The sequence below is a fragment of the Photobacterium sp. AWH4_225 genome, assembly GCF_056158405.1.
Genome location: NZ_JBSWTF010000001.1, coordinates 3,068,765 through 3,090,555, shown reverse-complemented (window position 1 = coordinate 3,090,555; position 21,791 = coordinate 3,068,765). Strand labels below are relative to the sequence as shown.

23 protein-coding genes are annotated in these 21,791 nt (G+C 48.4%); 21 read left to right on the top strand and 2 right to left on the bottom strand.

Annotated elements, in window-relative coordinates; all coding sequences use genetic code 11:
* Positions 1-4 precede the first annotated feature (4 nt).
* From ACXAD4_RS14310 to ACXAD4_RS14230, 17 genes are all read left to right on the top strand, one after another.
* Positions 5-2,371, top strand: a complete 2,367-nt coding sequence (locus ACXAD4_RS14310) for a chemotaxis protein CheA (protein WP_475242325.1) — start codon at positions 5-7, stop codon at positions 2,369-2,371.
* Positions 2,372-2,520: 149 nt separating this feature from the next.
* Positions 2,521-3,720 carry a protein-glutamate methylesterase/protein-glutamine glutaminase gene (locus ACXAD4_RS14305; protein WP_475242324.1) on the top strand — a complete coding sequence of 400 codons (1,200 nt, stop codon included), beginning with the start codon at positions 2,521-2,523 and terminating at the stop codon, positions 3,718-3,720.
* A gap of 10 nt (positions 3,721-3,730) precedes the next feature.
* Positions 3,731-4,510: a ParA family protein gene (locus ACXAD4_RS14300; protein WP_475242323.1), complete on the top strand. Its 780-nt coding sequence runs from the start codon at positions 3,731-3,733 to the stop codon at positions 4,508-4,510.
* Positions 4,500-5,723 carry a chemotaxis protein CheW gene (locus tag ACXAD4_RS14295; protein WP_475242321.1) on the top strand — a complete coding sequence of 408 codons (1,224 nt, stop codon included), beginning with the start codon at positions 4,500-4,502 and terminating at the stop codon, positions 5,721-5,723. Before ACXAD4_RS14300 ends, ACXAD4_RS14295 begins: the two co-directional genes overlap by 11 nt.
* A 62-nt stretch (positions 5,724-5,785) precedes the next feature.
* On the top strand, positions 5,786-6,280 hold the full coding sequence (locus tag ACXAD4_RS14290; RefSeq protein ID WP_039467430.1) for a chemotaxis protein CheW: 495 nt from the start codon (positions 5,786-5,788) through the stop codon (positions 6,278-6,280).
* The gene (locus ACXAD4_RS14285; protein WP_317523925.1) at positions 6,280-6,708 is read left to right on the top strand and encodes a DUF2802 domain-containing protein; all 429 of its coding nucleotides are present in this window, start codon (positions 6,280-6,282) and stop codon (positions 6,706-6,708) included. The genes ACXAD4_RS14290 and ACXAD4_RS14285 overlap by 1 nt, the downstream gene beginning before the upstream one ends.
* A 265-nt stretch (positions 6,709-6,973) precedes the next feature.
* A complete protein-coding gene (locus ACXAD4_RS14280; protein ID WP_475242319.1) occupies positions 6,974-7,384 on the top strand; it encodes a hypothetical protein in 411 nt (136 codons plus the stop codon).
* A 539-nt stretch (positions 7,385-7,923) separates the two neighbouring features.
* Complete coding sequence (ccmA, locus tag ACXAD4_RS14275) at positions 7,924-8,574, top strand: cytochrome c biogenesis heme-transporting ATPase CcmA (RefSeq protein ID WP_475242318.1); 651 nt, start codon at positions 7,924-7,926, stop codon at positions 8,572-8,574.
* Between the two features lie 6 nt (positions 8,575-8,580).
* Complete coding sequence (gene ccmB / locus ACXAD4_RS14270; protein WP_475242316.1) at positions 8,581-9,246, top strand: heme exporter protein CcmB; 666 nt, start codon at positions 8,581-8,583, stop codon at positions 9,244-9,246.
* Between the two features lie 326 nt (positions 9,247-9,572).
* On the top strand, positions 9,573-10,304 hold the full coding sequence (locus ACXAD4_RS14265) for a heme ABC transporter permease (RefSeq protein ID WP_107299345.1): 732 nt from the start codon (positions 9,573-9,575) through the stop codon (positions 10,302-10,304).
* 7 nt (positions 10,305-10,311) lie between these two features.
* On the top strand, positions 10,312-10,518 hold the full coding sequence (ccmD, locus tag ACXAD4_RS14260; protein ID WP_475242314.1) for a heme exporter protein CcmD: 207 nt from the start codon (positions 10,312-10,314) through the stop codon (positions 10,516-10,518).
* Positions 10,515-11,000: a cytochrome c maturation protein CcmE gene (ccmE, locus tag ACXAD4_RS14255; RefSeq protein WP_475242313.1), complete on the top strand. Its 486-nt coding sequence runs from the start codon at positions 10,515-10,517 to the stop codon at positions 10,998-11,000. Before ccmD ends, ccmE begins: the two co-directional genes overlap by 4 nt.
* Positions 11,000-13,000: a heme lyase CcmF/NrfE family subunit gene (locus tag ACXAD4_RS14250; RefSeq protein WP_475242312.1), complete on the top strand. Its 2,001-nt coding sequence runs from the start codon at positions 11,000-11,002 to the stop codon at positions 12,998-13,000. The genes ccmE and ACXAD4_RS14250 overlap by 1 nt, the downstream gene beginning before the upstream one ends.
* Entirely contained in the window at positions 13,000-13,554 is a 555-nt protein-coding gene (locus tag ACXAD4_RS14245) for a DsbE family thiol:disulfide interchange protein (protein ID WP_107299349.1), read from the top strand. Before ACXAD4_RS14250 ends, ACXAD4_RS14245 begins: the two co-directional genes overlap by 1 nt.
* Before the next feature lie 57 nt (positions 13,555-13,611).
* Positions 13,612-14,115 (top strand): cytochrome c-type biogenesis protein, encoded by a 504-nt coding sequence (locus tag ACXAD4_RS14240; RefSeq protein WP_475242797.1) that lies wholly within the window; start codon positions 13,612-13,614, stop codon positions 14,113-14,115.
* On the top strand, positions 14,115-15,326 hold the full coding sequence (ccmI, locus tag ACXAD4_RS14235) for a c-type cytochrome biogenesis protein CcmI (RefSeq protein WP_475242311.1): 1,212 nt from the start codon (positions 14,115-14,117) through the stop codon (positions 15,324-15,326). Before ACXAD4_RS14240 ends, ccmI begins: the two co-directional genes overlap by 1 nt.
* 357 nt (positions 15,327-15,683) lie before the next feature.
* Complete coding sequence (locus ACXAD4_RS14230; protein ID WP_475242309.1) at positions 15,684-16,685, top strand: MlaA family lipoprotein; 1,002 nt, start codon at positions 15,684-15,686, stop codon at positions 16,683-16,685.
* A 277-nt stretch (positions 16,686-16,962) separates the two neighbouring features.
* Here ACXAD4_RS14230 and ACXAD4_RS14225 read toward each other — a convergent pair whose 3' ends face one another.
* Complete coding sequence (locus ACXAD4_RS14225; RefSeq protein ID WP_475242307.1) at positions 16,963-18,858, bottom strand: polysaccharide biosynthesis protein; 1,896 nt, start codon at positions 18,856-18,858, stop codon at positions 16,963-16,965.
* 130 nt (positions 18,859-18,988) lie between these two features.
* Between ACXAD4_RS14225 and ACXAD4_RS14220 the strand changes: the two genes are divergently transcribed.
* The 4 genes from ACXAD4_RS14220 to ACXAD4_RS14205 are packed head-to-tail and all read left to right on the top strand — an operon-like array spanning position 18,989 to position 21,352.
* On the top strand, positions 18,989-19,927 hold the full coding sequence (locus ACXAD4_RS14220) for a UDP-glucose 4-epimerase family protein (protein WP_475242306.1): 939 nt from the start codon (positions 18,989-18,991) through the stop codon (positions 19,925-19,927).
* Position 19,928: 1 nt separating this feature from the next.
* Positions 19,929-20,501: a sugar transferase gene (locus tag ACXAD4_RS14215; RefSeq protein WP_475242304.1), complete on the top strand. Its 573-nt coding sequence runs from the start codon at positions 19,929-19,931 to the stop codon at positions 20,499-20,501.
* A gap of 6 nt (positions 20,502-20,507) precedes the next feature.
* On the top strand, positions 20,508-21,077 hold the full coding sequence (locus ACXAD4_RS14210; protein WP_475242303.1) for an elongation factor P hydroxylase: 570 nt from the start codon (positions 20,508-20,510) through the stop codon (positions 21,075-21,077).
* A gap of 8 nt (positions 21,078-21,085) precedes the next feature.
* On the top strand, positions 21,086-21,352 hold the full coding sequence (locus tag ACXAD4_RS14205; protein WP_475242302.1) for a YfcL family protein: 267 nt from the start codon (positions 21,086-21,088) through the stop codon (positions 21,350-21,352).
* 67 nt (positions 21,353-21,419) lie between these two features.
* Here ACXAD4_RS14205 and ACXAD4_RS14200 read toward each other — a convergent pair whose 3' ends face one another.
* Positions 21,420-21,635 (bottom strand): hypothetical protein, encoded by a 216-nt coding sequence (locus tag ACXAD4_RS14200; RefSeq protein ID WP_475242300.1) that lies wholly within the window; start codon positions 21,633-21,635, stop codon positions 21,420-21,422.
* Positions 21,636-21,791 lie beyond the last annotated feature (156 nt).

The following is a 21,791-nucleotide window of genomic DNA, read 5'->3' as shown; positions in this document are numbered from 1 at the left end:
CAATATGAGCTTTGATTTAGACGAAGATATCCTACAGGACTTTTTGATTGAAGCAGGAGAGATCCTCGAGCTGCTCTCCGAACAATTGGTTGAGTTGGAACGTAGTCCGGAAGACTCGGATCTGCTCAATGCGATTTTTCGTGGCTTTCACACCGTAAAAGGCGGGGCGGGTTTCCTTTCCCTGACAGAGCTGGTGGACGCGTGTCACGGCGCCGAGAATATCTTTGATTTGCTAAGAACCGGCAAACGTACGGTCACACCTGAACTGATGGATGTGATCCTAGAAGCGCTGGACACCATCAATGTCATGTTTGGCCAAGTGCAGGACCGTGAACCGGTTGAACCTGCTGAGCCTGCATTGCTTGAAGCGTTGCACCGTTTCAGCCAGCCGCCGACAGAGCAAGAGTTGGCAGCGGTAAATACGCCACCATTGAGCGATCCGGAAACCGTGGTTGAAGTCGCGATTGAAACTGCGATGGCCGCGCCGAGCATTGAGCCTGTTCCTGACTTTGGCAAACAGCCTGAGCCTGACATTAAGCCTGTTTTAGACACTTCGACTGACTCAGCCATTGCGGGTGATTCTGTTGACGATATTACCCAGGATGAATTTGACCGTCTGTTAGATGAGCTGCACGGTAAAGGGCGTGGACCTTCAGCGGAATCTGAACAAGAGTCTGCTTCCCTTTCCCCTGTTGCCGAGACCGATATCGTTAATCAAATTCAGTCTGAAAGCGGTGATATCACTGATGATGAGTTTGAGCGTCTGCTGGATGAGCTACACGGTGCGGGCAAAGGCCCGGGTAACAGTGAGTACACCTCTCCGGTAGCCAGCGAATCACAAGCCCAAGAGCCTGCAGTGAGCGCACCAGTAACACCGCCTCCAGCGGCAGACAGTGGTAATGACGACTTGATGACCGATGATGAGTTTGAGCGTTTGCTCGATGAGCTTCATGGTGTCGGCAAAGGGCCATCCGATGATGAGTTGGATATGGCCACCAAGTCAGTGGCTGATATGCTGCAAGAGTCCCAGCCTACATCGCAAGCTGTGGCCCAAGCCGCGGTTCAAGCTTCAGTTCAAGCACAACCTGAACCTGTTCACGTTAAACAAGAAGCGGCACCAGCCCCAATGCCTAAACCGGCAGCAGCTCCTCAGCCAGCGGCTGAGAGAAAGGCAAAGCCTGCAGCGAAGGAAAAGAGCAAAGTCGCAGAAGCTACCGTACGTGTTGATACCTCAACACTAGACACCATCATGAACATGGTCGGCGAGCTGGTACTGGTACGAAATCGCTTGGTAAGTCTTGGCCTCAATACCAACGATGAAGAGATGTCCAAAGCGGTTGCCAACTTGGATGTTGTCACAGCAGATCTGCAGGGCGCGGTGATGAAAACCCGCATGCAGCCAATCAAGAAAGTGTTTGGTCGATTCCCTCGAGTGGTACGCGACTTGGCACGCAACCTCAACAAAGAAATTGTGTTGGAGATGCGCGGCGAAGAAACCGATCTGGACAAGAACTTGGTTGAGGCATTGGCCGATCCATTGATCCACTTGGTGCGCAACTCGGTTGACCACGGGATTGAAATGCCGGATGCCCGCGAGAAAGTCGGCAAGCCGCGTGTCGGTACCGTACTGCTGTCTGCCTCCCAAGAAGGTGACCATATTCTGTTGACCATCGAGGATGATGGTGGCGGTATGGATCCGGATAAACTGCGTGGCATTGCGGTTGAACGTGGTGTTATGGATGCCGATGCGGCGTCTCGCCTGACTGATAGCGAATGCTATAACCTGATTTTTGCCCCAGGTTTCTCGACCAAGAAAGAGATCTCTGATATCTCCGGCCGTGGTGTCGGTATGGATGTGGTGAAAACCGGGATCAGCCAGCTCAACGGTTCAATCTCTATTGACTCGGCGCTGGGCAAAGGCACGCGTATTGATATCAAGGTTCCACTAACACTGGCAATTTTGCCGACCCTGATGGTGGGTGTGGCTGAACAGCCGTTTGCCCTACCGCTGGCAAGTGTTAATGAGATCTTCCATCTGGATCTGCGTAAGACCAATACGGTTGACGGTCAGCTGACCATTATCGTACGCGATAAAGCCATTCCGCTGTTCTATCTACAAGATTGGTTATCAGGTGTGGGTGTGCCGCAGCGTGAACGCGACCATGGCCATGTAGTGATTGTTCAGATCGGCCACCAGAGAATTGGTTTTGTGGTCGATACCCTGATAGGCCAAGAAGAAGTGGTGATTAAGCCATTAGATGAACTGCTTCAGGGAACGCCGGGCATGGCTGGCGCGACAATTACCAGTGATGGTCATATTGCGCTGATCCTTGATGTGCCTAACCTGCTCAAGCATTATGCTGGTCGCTAATTAAAAACAACAAAGACCTCAATGGCTTCCCTTTGAACCGGGAAGCCTTTGTTGTCAGAAAGCAATAGCTTTAAGACCGAAATAAAACCATAACTCATAAAAAGCCTGTCTGAAGGCGCAAGGTTTGTCATCAATAGGATAGAAATAACATGGCAGTAAAAGTATTGGTGGTGGATGATTCAAGCTTTTTCCGCCGGCGCGTGAGCGAAATTCTCAATGCTGACCCAAGACTGGAAGTGGTTGGCAATGCGGTCAATGGTAAGGAAGCGGTCGATATGGCTTCCCGCTTGAATCCTGATGTCATCACCATGGATATTGAAATGCCGGTGATGGACGGTATTACGGCTGTCCGCGAAATCATGCAGGCTAATCCCACGCCAATTTTGATGTTCTCTTCACTGACTCATGAAGGGGCAAAGGCCACACTGGATGCCCTAGATGCCGGGGCTTTGGACTTCCTGCCGAAAAAATTCGAAGACATTGCGCGTAACCGTGATGAAGCGGTAAGTCTGCTACAAAAACGTGTGACAGAACTTGCCCGTAAACGGGTATTTATGCGTCGCCCGGCTCGTACCGCAACGCCACTCCGTGATGCGTCGCGAGATAACTCCTCTGAGCCTGTGCGTCCATTGTCGGCGGTAAGAAGCGCAGTGGGAAGTCAGAGCTTATCATCATCCAACATGAAATCAGCCAATCCAGTTTCGGCGCTGCGTCAGCCTGCTGCGAGGCCGACAGCGGCAAAACCTGCTGCTCGCTTCAAGCCATCGGGGAAGAAGTACCAGCTGATGGCAATTGGTACCTCGACGGGTGGCCCGGTAGCACTGCAAAAGATATTAACGGCATTGCCAGCCAACTTCCCGCTGCCGATTGTATTGATCCAGCATATGCCTGCGACATTTACCGCGGCATTCGCTGCCCGCTTGAATAATCTTTGTAAGATTGGCGTCAAAGAGGCACAGGACGGTGATGTTCTGAAACCGGGGATAGCCTATCTTGCGCCCGGTGGTATGCAGATGATGCTGGATGGTCGCCCGGGCTCGGTGCGCTTGCGCATTATCGATGGGGGTGATCGGATGAATTACAAGCCTTGTGTTGATGTGACCTTCGGCTCAGCGGCTAAGGTGTACCATGACAAGGTGCTGTCGATGGTACTGACCGGTATGGGTGCCGATGGCCGTGAAGGAGCGCGAATGCTGAAAAATAGCGGTGCGACCATTTGGGCACAGGACGAAGACAGCTGTGTGGTTTACGGCATGCCCCAGGCTGTGGCCAAGGCAGGGATTTCTTCAGAAGATCTGCCATTGGAAAGAATTGCTGAGCGTATCTCGGTTGAGCTGGGGCTAGCGTAGGGAGTTTGCCTTGATAGTCTGGAGTATTGCCAACCAGAAAGGTGGCGTCGGTAAGACCACAACCACGGTATCTTTAGCCGGGCTGCTGAGTGAACGTAATAAACGGGTTCTGCTCGTCGATACTGATCCCCATGCGTCGCTGACCACCTATCTTAACTTTGACGCCGATGGAGTCTCAGCCAGCTTGTTTGATCTGTTCCAGTTACCCGAGATTAACCGCGATACGGTGAAACCGGTGATCTTGCGTACCCAGTTCAACAACATTGATATCATTCCTGCCCATATGTCGCTGGCAACGCTGGATAGGGTAATGGGTAACCGTGGTGGCATGGGGTTGATCCTCAAAAAAGCCCTGCAGTGCCTAGCCGAAGATTATGATTATGTGCTGATTGACTGTCCGCCGATCCTCGGGGTAATGATGGTCAATGCACTGGCGGCCAGTGATCGTATCCTGATCCCGGTCCAGACAGAGTTTCTGGCGATGAAAGGCCTTGAGCGCATGATGCGTACGCTACAGATCATGCAAAAGTCCCGTCGTTCACCATTTAAAGTTACCATCGTACCGACGATGTACGACAAACGGACACGGGCATCGTTGCAGACCTTGCAGGAGCTGAAGTTACGCTTCCCGGATCAAGTCTGGGCGTCAGCCGTGCCGATTGATACTAAATTCCGTGATGCCAGTATCAAACACATGCCGCCTTCACTCTACTCCCGGAGTAGCCGTGGGGTTTTTGCGTATAAAACGTTATTGAATTATTTGGGGCGTCTGCAACAGGATGAGCGATAATACCCGTTTGTCCAGCACTCAGGCGCTGGAAGACTATTTTGTTGATTTACTGCTAGAGCCAGAGCTAGAGCCAAAACAAGAGCCTGAAACGAAGAGCGAACCTAGCACAGAAACGGTAACGAGCAACGAAGCCAATTCCGAGCTGTCTGCACAAGCGACACAAGCATCTGTTGTTGAGTCTGGCGTAGTCGATTCTGGCGCATTAGATCTGGGTGAAGAAACGCCCAGGCCAGATTGCCAACTATCTCAAGATGCTGGGCTGCTGAGCGCACCTGAAGCTGAAGTGAATGCTTCTCAAACTGAATCAAGCGAAACGCCACAACAGACAGAGTTCGTGCAACGGGCAGAAACAGCCATGCCGGCCGCCAAGCCGTTTGATTTTGCCAGCATGGATGATGACGCTCGCAACAATGAGCGCAGCATGTCATCGCCAGTGCTGGATAACGTCCAGCGTTTGCTGAATCAGGTTAATAAGGTCAGCCAGGAGAAACCTTTGGTTTCCGCTCAAGAGCCGTCATCGACTATCGATGCTGAGCTGGCAGATGATTGGCAGCAGGTGATGGCTCACGAGCAGACAAGTACTTCGGAAGATGTTCCCGAAGTTAAACAACATATAGAAGAGATCGCTGAGCCTCAGCCTGTTCAAGAGCAAAGTCAGCAATCAGATTTGGAACAAGGCCAAGCAGTCAGCCAGACGCCTGAGACCAAAGCTTCAGAGAATCTACCCCCTGATAATTGGTCACAGCAAATCCATCAGGGTGATGAGTTCCAAGCCCTGTTCTTTGAAGTCAATGGTGTGACCTTCGCGGTGCCGCTGACCGAACTGGGTGGTATCCATCAACTGGGTGACGTTAACCGCCTGCTCGGGCGCCCGCCATGGTATCTCGGTCTGATGAGCAGCCGCGAGCACCAGCTAGATGTGGTCGATACAGCGTGCTGGGCGATGCCGGACAAGCTCGATGGCGAAGAGTACCGTGAACAATACAAGTATGTAGTGGTGCTGGGCGAAAGTTCATGGGGCTTGGCGTGTAATACCTTGCTGGGAACCGAAACCTTATCCGAGCACAGTGTCCGTTGGCGTGAGAAAGCAGGTAAGCGCCCTTGGCTGGCGGGCATGGTAAAAGAAAAAATGTGTGCGCTAATTCATGTTAGTGAGCTGATTTCCATGCTCAAAGCAGGATTAGATGTTAATACCAAACTTAGGCAATCATGAAAGGCTGCGGTATCATCCGGTAGCTAACTGAATGCAGCAAAATAGATCAAAGAGGAAACAGCATGTCACAGGTGAGTGTCGCTGAAATACAAAAAGAAGACAGTAATGATCAAGTCCTGCAGTGGGTGACTTTCCAGCTGGAAGATGAAACCTACGGTATTAACGTGATGCAGGTTCGTGAAGTGTTGCGTTATTCCGAAATCGCACCCGTACCGGGCGCACCTGACTACGTACTGGGTATCATCAACCTGCGTGGTAACGTTGTGACCGTTATCGATACCCGTTCACGTTTTGGCTTGATGCCGGGCGAGATCTCCGACAACACCCGCATCGTGATCATCGAAGCTGAAAAGCAGGTGATTGGTATTCTGGTAGACAGCGTGGCTGAAGTGGTTTACCTACGCAGCTCAGAAATCGACAGCACTCCAAGCGTCGGTACCGAAGAGAGCGCCAAGTTTATTCAGGGTGTTAGCAACCGTGATGGTCAGCTGTTGATCTTGGTTGATCTGAATAAGCTACTATCAGATGAAGAATGGGACGAGATGGCGTACCTATAATGCTAGAGATGTTGTTGCAATGGTTACCGCTGGCCTTGTCGTTGTTGGCGATTGTGGTCGCATGGTTGATGGTAAGACGTGAGCGTGTTGCCCGTCAGGCCCTTGAGACCAAATTTGCAGCGACAGAGCTGGTATTGAAAAATGCCCGTCAGCAGCAGGAAAGTTTGGTTAAACAGTTTAACGAGTTGCGAGCGGGCACCATGGGAATGAGCCAAAAATTGGCGGATATGGCTCGACACTTAGAAGAGTTGTCTGATCGCCAAGGCGAGTTGGCCATGCAGGATCCCGATAGCCGTCTGTACAGCCGTGCCAGCAAAATGGTCGAACTCGGAGCTGACGTCAACGAGCTGATGCGTGAGTGCGATTTGCCAAAAGCCGAGGCCGAGTTATTGCTGCGACTCCAGCAAATGCATCATTCAAGACGCTGACAACAAGGTAAGGTTAACAGCGATAGGCTGAAAAAATTTCTGAAAGATTCGAAGGTATCCAATTTTTGGGTACCTTTTTTTGTGCGCCTAGTTTTATTTACCTAGAAAGCTTTATGTAGATAGGTATAACTATAAACCTTGTCAAACCGCGGACAGTGGCCTGACTCACCGCTGACAGAATGGAGAAGAGAAGGTTATACAGTGACCTCTGTTAATAAATAACCAATAAAATCATAAAATTACATGTATTATTGAGGTGTCGCTAATGAGAGTCATGCTAACTTTTATTGTCATCGCGCTGACATTTACCCAACCAGCGTTTGCAAAGGGCTGGGAGCATTTGGCAGAACGACGGGTTACTTATAAAGAGGATACTGATAGGGTCAACATTAATTGGTTTAATCGGGATATCCGTCAGATCCGTCTAAAGTCTAAACAAGGCATAATCAATATGGACTCTATTACCTTGCACTTTCGAGATGGAAGTAAACAGGTCACAGATGATTTAGGTATCCTGCTCAAAGGAAAAACCAGCCGTGCAATTAATGTCCCTCGTCATCAGTCTCGAAATTTAAAACGAGTGACGTTCAAATATAAGAGTGTTGGCAATCGTAATACTGATCTGGCCGGTATCACCAAGCGGGGTATCGTTGAAATCCAAGCCAAAAGGCGATGAAAGTTATCCAATTAAGTTAGAAGTTTAATTAGAAGCTAAGTTAGAAGCCAAACGAAGCACAGTGGTTAAATCACTTAAGCACTGTGCGTTCAAATCCACATCACAACTCTTTCCAGAAATTAGTATCTTTGCTTTTCTGCTTTTCTGCTTTTCTGCTTTTCTGCTTTTCTGCTTTTCTGCTTTTCTGCTTTTCCCAGGACCCAGGACCCAGGACCCAGGACCCAGGATCTGTTTTTAATTCAACTTGTAAACATTCTTTTCATTCCATTCACATCTATCAATAAATGCATTTGTCTTAAAAAATAGCAAGTTGCGATGAAAGTGTGCGGTCCGTTACACCTTTTGCTATTTTTAAAACTTCTTGTGGCACTTTTTTATTGTGTACTTGTCCATTTTGGCTATGGGTAGATTTTGGAAACTGAGTGCTTGGGTTAGGCGCAGTATGGAAGTCACAATTACAGCCTCTGCTCTCTAACAACAGGGTAGGCCGCTGTGGTACTATGCGAGTCAAATTGTGACACCTAGGATGCATCATTTTTATGTTGTCTGTTGAAGAGTTAAGTTGTACCCGAGACGAAAGGGTATTGTTTGAAAACCTGCATTTCACGGTTTCGTCGGGAGAACTGGTTCAGATCGAAGGCCACAATGGTGCCGGTAAAACCACTTTGTTACGTATTCTGGCTGGGCTTGGCCGTGCAGATGATGGCCGTGTTTGCTGGCTTGATGAGGATATCGAATCAGCACGGGAAGATTACCACCAGGAGCTTTTGTTCCTCGGTCACCAGACAGGGGTCAAACGTGAGCTGACGGCTTATGAAAACTTGGCTTACTTTCAATCGATGCATCTGTGCAACGAAGAAACCGATTTAGACGGAGAGCCTCAGGTCTCTGGCGACGATAGCCTTTGGCAGGCATTGGCCCAAGTGGGTTTGGCAGGACGCGAAGATGTACCAGCCGGACAGCTCTCGGCAGGTCAGCAGCGCCGGGTTGCGCTGGCAAGACTATGGCTGAGTAACCATAAGCTGTGGATTTTGGATGAACCCCTGACCGCGATAGATAAACAAGGCGTCAAGGTGTTGGAAGGTTTGTTTCTGGCTCATGCCAAGCGAGGTGGAATTGTGGTATTGACCACTCACCAAGATATGTTCACAGACAGTGATCAGCTACGAAAAATCAAGTTGGGGCAGTAATAGACGATGAGTGCGATTTTTCATGTGATCCGCCGTGAACTTCTGATAGCCTTCCGCCGCCAGGCTGAGGTCTTTAATCCGTTGTGGTTTTTCATTATTGTCATCACCCTTTTTCCACTCGGTGTCGGTCCTGAGCCAAACTTGCTGGCGCGTATTGCACCGGGCATTGTCTGGGTCGCTGCGTTGTTGGCAGCTTTGCTTTCTATGGAGCGTTTGTTCCGTGACGATTTTGTCGATGGCTCACTAGAGCAAATGTTGCTGATGCCAACGCCATTGCCAATTCTGGCCTTTGCCAAAATGCTGGCGCACTGGATGCTGACAGGCTTGCCGCTGCTTCTGATTAGCCCATTACTGGCCATCCTGCTCTCTTTGGAGTGGGAAACGTGGAAGGCAGTCGTTCTGACCCTACTTATCGGGACACCGACGTTAAGCTTTCTGGGGGCGATTGGGGTTGCCCTGACAGTGGGATTGCGAAAAGGTGGTGTTTTATTGAGCCTGCTCATATTGCCGTTGTATATTCCTGTGCTTATATTCGCGACCTCCGCAATAGATGCGGCCAGTTTAGGAATGCCTTATAACGGTCAAATGGCACTGATGGGCGCAATGTTGGTGGCGTCTGCGACACTTTCTCCGTTCGCTGTCGCAGCTTCACTACGCATAAGTGTGCAATAACTGATTACAATTAACTTAGATTTGTGCTGTCTCATGAGATTGGATCTCATGAGACAATTTTGAGCAAGAACAAGGAAGCGGACGATAGCCAATCTATTACCTCTTTAGGAGTATTTAGGTTGGCGTGGCATTCTGGATGATGGGGAGATAGAAAGCCCTTTTAGACCATGTGCTTAGTCAAAAACGATAAACAACACCTTAGGCGGGGTCAGGACTGGCATTTGAGCCAAGTGTTGTTTAGATACGTAATACCAAAGTGAGTAATAGCAGGCAGAAGATTGCTCATTTTGGGAGAATTATTCTTATTAAATGAGTAGAGCAGAATTATGTGGAAGTGGTTACATCCCTACGCGAAAGCTGAGAACTGCTACCGTTTGTGCGGTACCTTGTTGCCTTGGTTTTCCATTATCGCTTTGTTATCCATCCTGATCGGCACGGTATGGGGATTGATGTTTGCCCCGACTGATTATCAGCAGGGTGACAGTTTCCGTATCATCTACCTGCACGTTCCTGCGGCCATCTGGTCGATGGGTGCCTATATGTCGATGGCGATTGCTGCCTTTATCGGTTTGGTATGGCAGATCCGCCTGTCGGATATGGCTGCCCTTGCCATGGCACCTATCGGCGCGGTCTTTACGGTTATCGCGCTGTTGACCGGTGCTATCTGGGGCAAGCCGATGTGGGGCGCATGGTGGGTTTGGGATGCCCGATTGACCTCTGAACTGATCCTACTGTTCCTCTACCTGGGTGTGATCGCGCTTTATAACGCCTTCGACGATCAAAAAACCGCAGGTAAAGCGGCCGGTATCCTGGCGATTGTCGGTGTGATTAACCTTCCTATTATTCACTTCTCGGTAGAGTGGTGGAATACCCTGCACCAGGGCGCTACGATCACTAAATTTGCCAAGCCATCAATCGCGACCACCATGTTGTGGCCACTGCTGTTGAACATTATCGGCTTTGCCTGTTTCTTTGGTGCGCTGACCATGGTGCGTCTGCGTAACGAAATTATTGCCCGTGAAAGCCACCGCCCTTGGGTGCGTGCCCTGATGAAGTGAGGCCATTATGCATTTTGACTCTTTTAGTGACTTCTTGGCGATGGGCGGCTATGCCCCTTACGTATGGAGTGCCTACGGTATTTCCTTTGGCGCCCTGCTGTGGCTGATGATTTCAAGCCTGAATACCAAACGCCGCCTAGCGGCCGAGATCAAGAATAAGATTGCGCGTGAGAAGCGCATTAAAGATGCGGAAAAGCTGGAGAACACATTATGAACCCGAGACGTAAAAAGCGCCTGACGTTGGTATTGGCGTTGGTAGTTGGCCTCGGTGCAACCATCGGGTTGCTGCTGTATGCACTGAACCAGAATATGGATTTGTTCTATACCCCGACCGAGTTGGTTCAGGGTAAGAAAGACGGTACTAAGCCTGAAGTCGGCCAGCGTCTGCGTATTGGCGGCATGGTGGTTGAAGGTTCGGTTGTACGTGATCCCCAGTCTTTGCAGGTAACCTTCGACGTGGCTGATATTGGCCCGGCGGTAACCATCAAATACGACGGCATCCTGCCAGATCTGTTCCGCGAAGGGCAGGGTATTGTTGCTCAGGGTGTTTTGGTTGATGCCAATACTATCCAGGCCCACGAAGTATTAGCGAAGCACGATGAAGAGTACATGCCACCGGAAGTGGCAGAAGCGATGAAGAAAACACACGCGCCGCTTCAGTACACCGATGAACAATTGCAGGGTAGTGCTCAATAATGATTGCAGAAATAGGCAACTTTAGCCTGATTGTTGCACTGGGATTATCCATCCTAGTCAGCATTTATCCGCTGTACGGTGCATCCGTCGGCAACCAGGCGCTGATGCGCATGGCCCGTCCGCTAACTTATGGTATTTTCGGCATGATCCTAGTGTCGTTTATCATCCTTAGCTGGTCATTTTACATTAACGATTTTACGGTTGTTTATGTCGCCAGTAACTCGAACTCTATGCTGCCGTGGTACTACCGCCTGTCAGCTGTTTGGGGTGGCCACGAAGGCTCGCTACTGCTTTGGGTACTGATCCAGGCGGGTTGGGCTGTTGCGGTTGCGGTATTTAGCCGCGGTATGCCGCTAGAATCACTGGCACGCGTTCTTTCTGTGATGGGTATGATTGCGATTGGCTTCTTGCTGTTTATCATCGCAACGTCAAACCCGTTCCTGCGCACACTGCCTTTCTTCCCTGTTGATGGCCGTGACTTGAACCCATTACTGCAAGACCCTGGGCTAATCATTCACCCACCGCTGCTTTACATGGGCTACGTAGGCTTCTCGGTTGCGTTTGCATTTGCGATTGCGTCACTGATGACAGGCCGTTTGGATACTGCTTGGGCACGCTGGTCTCGTCCTTGGACAATCGCGGCATGGGCATTCCTGACGCTGGGTATCGCACTTGGTTCTTGGTGGGCTTACTACGAGCTTGGCTGGGGTGGCTGGTGGTTCTGGGATCCAGTAGAAAACGCCTCTTTCATGCCTTGGCTTGCCGGTACGGCACTGATGCACTCATTAGCCGTAACTGAAAAACGCGGTACGTTTAAAGCATGGACTGTACTGCTGGCTATCTCGGCGTTTTCACTGAGCTTGCTGGGTACCTTCTTGGTTCGCTCGGGCGTTTTGGTCTCGGTACACGCCTTTGCCTCTGATCCGGCGCGAGGCATGTTCATTCTTGGTTTCCTTGTAGTGGTTATCGGTGGCTCGTTGTTGCTTTACGCGCTACGCGGCGCTCAGATCCGCTCTCGTGGTAACTACAGCCTGTTCTCCCGTGAGAATTTGCTACTAGCGAACAACCTATTATTGGTTGCCGCGCTGTTGGTTGTTTTGATTGGTACCTTGCTGCCGCTTGTTCACAAGCAAATCGGCTTGGGTTCAGTCTCTATCGGTGTGCCGTTCTTCAACACCTTGTTTACTTGGTTGATGATCCCGTTTGCCTTTATTCTGGGTATCGGTCCACTGGTGCGCTGGAAACGCGACAAGCTGTCTAGTATCAGCAAGCAGATGACTATCTCTGCCATTGTGACTATTCCGTTTGCGTTCCTATCAGTATGGCTATTTACCGAAATCCTTGAGCCAATGGCGGTTCTGGGTATGGCGATGGCGGTATGGATCATCGTAATGCACGGTTTTGAACTCTACGAGCGCGCGACGCACCGTCATAGCTTGTGGGTAGGCCTTGGCAAGCTAGGTCGCAGTCACTGGGCGATGGTACTTGGCCATATGGGCTTAGCTGTGTCTGTCATTGGTATTGCTCTGGTTTCGAACTACGATATCGAGCGCGATGTTCGTATGGCACCGGGTGAAACCGTGCAGGTTCAGGGTTATGACTTCCACTTCGCGGGTCTTCGTGATGCGGATGGCCCTAACTACGACGGCTACATTGCTGATTTCAACATTACCCGTGATGGTAAGCGTGTCACAACACTGCATGCCGAGAAGCGTTTCTACACGGTGGCTGGCTCGATGATGACAGAAGCGGCTATCGACAGCGGTGTTACTCGTGACCTATATGTAGCAATGGGCGAGAAGCTAGGTGATGGCGCTTGGGCGGTACGTATCTACTTCAAGCCGTTTGTTAACTGGATTTGGTTCGGTGCTGCATTGATGGCACTGGGTGGGGCATTTGCGATCAGCGACAAGCGCTACCGTTTCCGCAAGAAAGCTGAAAAGGGACTGCCTACAGAGCAGGCTGGCAAGGTCGCTAAGCAGGAGGCGAAGGCAAACTAATGAACAAGAAGTTACTTTTTATCCCTCTGGTTCTTTTTTTGGGGCTGGTGGTGATGTTCATGATCCAGTTAAGCCGCAATGCTGACGGCGACGATCCAACCAAGTTGGAATCAGTGCTGGTAGGCAAGCCGGTGCCAGAGTTCAAACTCGAAGACTTGGTCGAAGCAGGCAAGCTTTACGAGCAAGATATCTTCAAGGGCGAGCCGCTACTGCTTAACGTTTGGGCGACATGGTGTCCGACTTGTTATGCCGAGCATACTTACCTGAACCAACTGGCGAGCGAAGGCGTGAAAATTATCGGTCTTAACTACAAGGACGAGCGCCTGAAGGCAGTTCGCTGGTTGAACGAGTTGGGTAACCCTTACCTACACAGCTTGTTTGATGGCAACGGCATGTTGGGAATGGATCTGGGTGTCTATGGTGCACCTGAGACTTTCCTTATCGATGCTAACGGCATTATCCGCTACCGTCATGTTGGTGATGTGAACGACCGTAACTGGAACGACACATTAAAACCAATGTACGAAGCCTTGATTGAGGAGGCGCAGGGGTAAATGACTATTTCTCGTCGAATGGCCCAGTTGTTTACGGGCCCAGTATTCGCGTTGGCGATGATGCTTGGTGGTACGGCGTTGCTTGCAACATCAACATCCGTCTTGGCTTTTACTGATGTGTATGACTTCGAGTCGGCGCAGCAGGAAAAAGACTTCCAAGAGCTGACAGCAACGCTGCGCTGCCCAAAATGTCAGAACAACAATATCGCTGACTCCAATGCGGCTTTGGCGTTAGATATGCGTCAAAAGACTTATGAGCTGCTTCAGGAAGGTAAGAGCAAGCAGGATGTTGTGGATTACATGATTGCCCGTTACGGTAACTTTGTGACTTACAACCCACCAGTTATGGCCTCAACCTTAATCCTTTGGTTAGGTCCATTGTTCTTCATTGTTGTCGGTTTCACGGTACTTGTCATGCGTTCACGCAAAGGCAATGAAAAGGTGACCGATACAACCTTGGAAGTTGATGAGCAAGCGCGTTTGAAAGCGCTAATGTCTGAAATGGGGTCTGAATCTGAAGAGTCCGCACAGCAGACTAACCAAGACGGTAAGGTGAAATAATGACAATGTTTTGGGTAATCTCCGCCCTCTTGGTACTGATCGCGATGGCTGTTTTTGTCGTGCCAATGTACAAAGGCAAAGAGCAAGATGAAGTCGCCAGCCGTGATGAGCTGAACAAAGCCTTCTTTAAAGATCGTATGGACGAGCTAAAAGAAGAAAGCAGTGAAGGTTTGGTTGAGAACAAAGATGAGCTGGTTGTTGAACTACAGCAGTCGCTGCTTGACGATGTGCCGGCCAATGCTGAACAAACCAAAACTAAAGTAAGCACGACTATGCTTATCCCAGGTTTGATCCTGTTGGTAGGTGTTAGCTTTGGTATGTACATGAAAGTCGGGAGTTTGGACAAGGTTCAGGCGTGGAACGACACGGTTGCTCGCTTGCCAGAGCTATCTCAGCGTTTGATGGATGAATCCAATCCATTGAGCGATCAGGAGATGGAAGATCTGACGCTTGCACTTCGTACCCGTCTGCACAGCAATCCAAACGATGCCACTGGTTGGCTTCTACTTGGCCGAATTGGTATGGCTAACCGTGATGCGGAAACAGCACAAGATGCGATGAACCGTGCATACCGTCTTGACCCGACCAATCCTGAAGTGATGCTGAGCTACGGCCAGACATTGATGATGATTGGCGATCCGGCACAAAGCGAGCGAGCCCGTGTACTACTTCGCAGTGTACTACGTGTTGATCACACCAATATTCGAGCATTGTCGCTGTTGGCTTTCGATGCGTTTGAAAGCAGTGATTTCCAGCAGGCGATTAACTACTGGAACATGATGAAGCAGCTAATCGGTTCGGATGACCCGCGTGCCGAAATGCTTGATCGCAGTATTGCTCGTGCTCAAACCCAGCTTGATCGTGGTAAGAACACCGCAACATCGGTGTCGGTTACTGTTGATCTAGATTCAAGTGTTAAACTGCCAGAGCAGGGCTTAGTGTTTGTCTCTGTCCATTCTGCTGATGGTGCTCCGATGCCAGTGGCTGCACGCCGTGTACCATTGTCGGCATTCCCATTCACCATTACGCTGGATGACAACGATAGCATGATCCCTGAGCGTCCAATGACCTCATTGCAGGATATGATCATCAAAGCCCGTATCGACACCGATGGGAACGTGATGACACGCAATGGCGACTGGTACGGTCAAAGTGAGGTTATCTCACTAGGCGGCTCGACCAACGTAGTGATAAATACAAAATATCAATAAAATCTTCCACTTGAGGTGGTAGAGATAAAAAAGGCCAGATACTATAAGTATCTGGCCTTTTGTTTTTGGGCTGTATACCCAAGTGACTTCAACTTGATGAGATCCCGAAGGGCGAGTTTACTTGAATGCTAAGCGGTGTTAGCTATTTTTGATTTAGAGCCACTAGATCTACAAATCGCTGCCTTGCTTATCATCCAAGTAATTCTCGCTGAACTCAGCACCTTGAAGTTACTTGGGTATAAGGATATGTGTCAGTTGATACACAATTTTGACTGATGTCTGAGCGCTTAGCATAAAAGTGCTAGATGTTTGCGGGCGCTGATATTACCATTTAGCGCGGTTTCAGCCGGATATGCCATGGATAGAACATTGAAAAAACACCTACTTGCTATCGCCATTTCATTGACACTGACAGCGTGCGCACAATCGCCGGAAGAGCAAACACAGTCAGATATCACTAACCTTGAACAATCATCACCTCTTGAGCAAAAAGACACTGTAGATCTAGATGTTACAGTTTCGGGTACAGATTCAGGCTCGGGTACAGGTTCAGGTGTGGTTACGGATGAAGTAGCGTCTGAAGCCAACGGTTTTGATGAGTTCGGCGATTACGATGAAGAGTACGACGAAGATCTCGCTGCAGTGCTTGAAGAAGTCGAGCAAGGCGAAGGGGAGTATGGGGTACCCGGTGTTTACGATCCTTTCGAAGGCTTTAACCGCGCGATGTGGAGCTTGAATTACGACTACTTTGACCCGTATTTAGCACGTCCAGTTTCCTTGGCCTACGTCGACTACACTCCGTCTTTCATCCGCACCGGTATCAAGAACTTCCTGGCTAACCTTGATGAACCGGCTAGCATGGTGAACAGTGCATTGATGCTAAACGGTGAAGAGGCCGTACGCCACTTTAACCGCTTCTGGATCAACTCCACCTTTGGTTTGCTCGGCTTAATCGATATCGCCTCTGCGGCTGATATTCGTAAGCCCGTCGACAAACAGTTCGGCGATACCATGGGCAAATACGGCGTAGCCAACGGCCCGTATTTCATGTTTCCAGTTTACGGTCCTCTGACACTACGTGAAGGCGCGGGTGATATTGTCGACGGATTGTACCTGCCATTGAGTGCTTTGAACTTCTGGCAGAGTTTTGGTAAATGGGTATTCGAAGGCATGGAAGACAGGGCGGCACTGGTCAACCAGGAAGCTATCCTACGGGATTCACCTGATGCGTACATCTTTACCCGTGATGCCTACATCCAGAACAAGAATTTCCGTGCAACCGGCGGCAATGTTGAGACTTTAGAGCAGGCAGATGAAGCGTATCTGGATGATTTCCTCGACGAGATAGATGCGGAGTGAGTGCCTTTGTGTTAACTGTAGCATGATCACTTAGTCAGTAATCATGAATAGAATAACGCCACTAGCTTGTCGGCCAGTGGCGTTAGGATACGTTGTTTTTTTCTTGAGCACTGCTATCGGGTACTGCAATATCTTCGCTCTTTTGGAAGAACTAACTTTCCCTTTATCCTTCAGCATGTTCATTGCCTATAAACATTCCAGTGTTGAATGAAAGGCAAGCATTCGTACCTTCACAATTATGGACGACACTGTGAGTTGTTTAGAATCTGCAACTCTATTATGAGTCTTTAGCGTGTTCCGTTTTTTTGTATTGGTAATCAGTAATGTTTTGTTGAGATAAAAGAGTTTGAATACCCTTATAGTCATATTCATGACAGAGAGTATCTAGCTTCTTTAAGATAAAATCCATGGTATTCCAAGGGAGCATCCGTTCTTTGGCCGTCATGATTTTATTGTGTTGAGTGCCTTCAACATTTTCACCAATCAAAAGCTCTTCGTATAATTTTTCACCCGGTCTAAGCCCTGTAAAAATGATCTCGATATCGCCTTCATCGGAAACCGCTTGATCTTTAGTCTTCTCTGTCATCCCCATGAGGTGCAGCATTCTTTTTGCTAAGTCCAAAATCTTAACAGGCTCACCCATATTGAGGACAAAAACTTGCCCATTATGTCCCATAGTTCCAGCCTGTATAACTAATTGAGCAGCCTCTGGAATTAACATAAAGTAACGAGTGATTTCAGGGTGAGTAACGGTGACAGGCCCCCCATTTTTAATTTGCTCCCTAAATAAAGGGACAACAGAGCCAGATGAACCTAGTACATTACCAAATCTCACCATCGTGAAATTGGTTCCAGACTGTTCATTAGCGAGGGCTTGCAAAACAAGTTCAGCAAGGCGCTTACTTGCTCCCATTATATTGGTAGGCCTAACTGCTTTATCTGTTGAGATTAATGTAAAATTATTCACTTTTTCAGCTATGGCTGCTTCAGCAATAGCAAGTGTACCAAATACGTTGTTTCTTATACCTTCGACAACATTGGACTCTACAAGCGGTACGTGCTTGTACGCTGCAGCGTGGTATATTGTCTCTGTTTTGTATATGTGTAAGATGTTCTGTACTCGGTTTTTGTTTTGAACAGAGCCTAATACAGGGATTATTTTTGTATTAAAATTCAGGTGTTTAATTGTTGTGAGTAGCTCTCTTTCAATTTGATATAGATTGTATTCAGTGAGCTCAAAAAGCACTAATGTTTCTGGATTTAATTTGATTATTTGGCGACAAAGTTCAGAGCCAATAGAGCCACCAGCACCAGTGACCATTACACTTTTACCTGTAATGTTCTTTGACATTAACTCTGCATCAGGCTCTACTCTCGCACGGCCTAATAAATCACTGATATCTAAATCCTGTATTTCGCTAAGGGTTGCTTTGCCTGCAGCAATGTCTTCTACAGATGGCACCGATTGGACAGCAATTGGTAGCTCTGAGAGTCTGTTAACTAGGCGAAGTCGTTGGCCTTTTCCGATATTGTTGATAGCTAGAAGCAACTTTACTGGTTGATAGAGAGACTGAAGCTCTTTAAACTCGGAGCTATGGTGCACTTTTAAACCAAAGATAATCTGTCCGACTTTTGAGTAGTCGTCATCAAGGATAATAACTGGATGGTATTCGTCACCACTAATTAGCGCATAAGCAAGCTCACGGCCTGTTGAGCCTGCACCGTAAATAAAGACATTGGGCTTTTTCCGTTTATAGTAGTGATAATAAATCGTGCGGATCATGATCCTAGGCCCGCCCAGCATAAGAATTGCAATACCGCTATAAATCATTGGTACGCTTCGAGGCACAAATGATTGGAAAAAGAATCCACTGAGCGCCAAAGTGACTGCAGAGAGAATAATAGCCAGCATGATATGACCGAGAGCTGGCAACATCATGTAACGTAACACAGCCCTGTACATACCAAGGCGGATAAAGCTATAAATTGTGACGACTAAAGTCACTGCAAAACTCATAGCTTCCTTGTATGTGATTACAAACATCCAATCACTAAGGCGCAGACTCATTGCTATATATAACGATAGTACTATTGCTACTATGTCATAAGTCATTGTAACTATTCTTTTATTCTTTCTTTGAGTCGAGAGTAGTGCTCTTATTGGCTTTAGCATAGATCGGGGCTTCGGTTAAAATTACTTCAATAGAAAGGTTTTTGTCGTGGATGTTATGTGCTTCTAAAGTGTGTGAAGCTAAGCATATAATACTCTTTTTTTTTCCAAATAGCGTTAAAGAGATTGAGATTTGAGAGCATTTGTTACTGGTGGAACTGGTTTTGTTGGGCGAAAACTAGTCGATAGCTTAAATTTGATGAGTGGATACGAAGTGATCCGTGCAGTCAGGAGTGCTCAATATAAAAATGATGTCTTGTTTGATTTAGGCTCACCCTCTGAAATGCTTGGCGTATTGAATGATTGCGAGGCTGTTATTCACTGTGCAGGTCGTGCACATGTAATGAATGAACATGCTGTTGATCCTCTCGCTGAATACAGGAAGGTAAACACGGAAGGCACACTGAATCTTGCGAGACAAGCTGCTCTAGCTAGCGTGAAGCGCTTTATCTTTATTAGCAGTATTAAAGTCAACGGTGAGTCGACAGCGCCGGGCCAGCCTTTCACCGCAGAAGTGAAACAGCCACCTCAAGATCCTTATGCAATCAGTAAGTATGAAGCCGAGCAGGAGCTGCGAGCGCTTGCTGAGCATACATCTATGGAGGTTGTGATCATCCGTCCTCCTTTAGTTTACGGTCCTGGGGTAAAAGCTAACTTTGCCTCATTGGTTAACATAGTGGGTAAAGGGCTTCCCTTACCGTTAGGTGCCATTCATAACCGTCGTAGTTTGGTGTATGTAGGGAATCTGGTTGACTTAATCATCAATTGTCTCAGTAACCCGAAGGCAGCAAATAAAACATTCTTGGCCTCTGATGACGATGACTTATCGACGACAGATTTACTGCAAGGCCTCGCACTTGCAATGGAGAAGCCAAGCCGCTTACTGCCACTTCCCTCGTCATGGTTAATGACTATGACGAAATTGTTGGGCAAGCCTGCCATTGGTGAGCGTTTGTGTGGTAATCTTCAGCTCGATATTAGTGATACCAAATCTTGTTTGGGTTGGACACCGCCATACAGTGTGGCGGAGGGCCTGAAACTGACCGTAACAGAAGATAGCAGACAGAAGTAATATGCAGTCTCCATTAATCCGTTTTCTCGATCGTTTTTTTGCCTTGGGTGGGTTGATCTGCCTGTCACCGGTCTTTCTTGTTGTCTACATACTTGGCAAACGTGATATCGGCCAGCCTATTTTTCGCCAAGAGCGAGTGGGTAAAGATAAAAAGCCTTTTACCTTGGTGAAATTCCGTACCATGCCGGTTACAACGGTATCTGTTGCAACCCACCTAGTTGATGCCAGCTCTGTAACGAAGTTCGGTGCTTTCTTGCGTAAGACTAAATTGGATGAATTGCCGCAGTTGATCAATGTGGTAAAAGGGGAGATGAGCCTAGTTGGCCCACGCCCATGCCTGTTCAATCAAACTGAACTTATTGAAGCGCGCCAGCAACGTGGCGTGCTGGATGTTTTACCGGGGATCACTGGCTTGGCCCAGATCAACGGTGTAGACATGTCGACACCGGTAAAGCTGGCTGAGATGGATTGTGAAATGATCCAAACCTTCGACCTGAAGGCATACTTTGCCTATATTTTGCAAACCGCTATTGGCCGTGGGGCAGGGGATAGGGTGAAAGGTAGTAACTCCTGATTCTGTATGTACAAGATGATGCAACACAATAGCACACACAAGAACAACGATATTATTGCGATTTTTAATCGCTGTTTTCTCGAGACCTATAATACGAAATTGATCCTGGGCGGAGATGAGCCTATCTACTTGCCGGCTGATTCCGACAATCCGCATCATCGGGTGATCTTTGCCCGTGGCTACTTTGCTTCGGCGCTGCATGAAATCGCCCACTGGTGTATCGCGGGCCCCAAGCGTCGACTGCTTGAAGATTATGGTTACTGGTATGAACCGGATGGCCGGACAGAAGAAGTACAGGCCGAGTTTGAAAAAGTCGAAATCAAGCCACAAGCGTTGGAATGGATCCTGGCGGTGAGCTGCGGTTTTCGCTTTCAGGTTAGCTGTGATAACCTGAGCGGCGACTGTGAGCCTGATAGGGTTGGGTTTACCAATAAGGTGCGTGAGCAAGTGTTAAGCTACTTGGCACAGGGGATCCCAGATAGAGCAAGGCAACTGTCAGAAGCCCTGCGGACTTTTTATCAAATCCCGCCTTTACAGCCTGAACAGTTTCCGGCATTAAACAACCATAACGATTAGAGAAAGTGATGATCCAGCAATACGAAGATAAGTTGTTAACCCTGATTGATCAGATGGTGGAAACGGCCTCGGACGATGAACTGTTCGCGGGCGGTTACTTGCGCGGCCATATTTCGCTTTCTGCCGCGAACTGTGAGTTGGAAGGAGAGAGCAGCCTGGATGCGATGGATGCTAAAGTGGTATCAAGTATGGCTGACGCTCAGTCAGAGCTATCTCCGGCCGATCAAATTATCGTTAAAGCTATGTGGGAACAGCTGCAGCAGCAGGCAAGGTAACGGTTGTCGTAGAAAAGCAAAAAGCGCCGATTGGCGCTTTTTTTGTCCCTGTTAGCAGGTTAATCGACTAGTTATTAGTACTTAAGTACTTGCGTTTATAGTCAGATGAACGTGCAAACACGATGGTTGGCAATACCACGAACAGCAAGCCGGCCGCAAACACGAGGTTTTCGTTGGCTAGCAACTGATAGCAACTGACAATAAATACTGTCAGTACAGCCAATAGGTTTGTGTAATGCATCAATGGGTGGTTCACTGAAAAGTGAGCATAAGCCCTGAACATGCTCTTTTCCTCTTCTTTAATTCTTCTGTCGTAAAAGTTTTGTTGCTTTGATCGGCTAACTGTTGCTGTGAGAAAGACTCAAAGAGCCTTAAGCACATTTTTCCGTCAAAAAAATGTTTTTAATATTTTTGCTGTCAATCTATTGACAATCTTGTT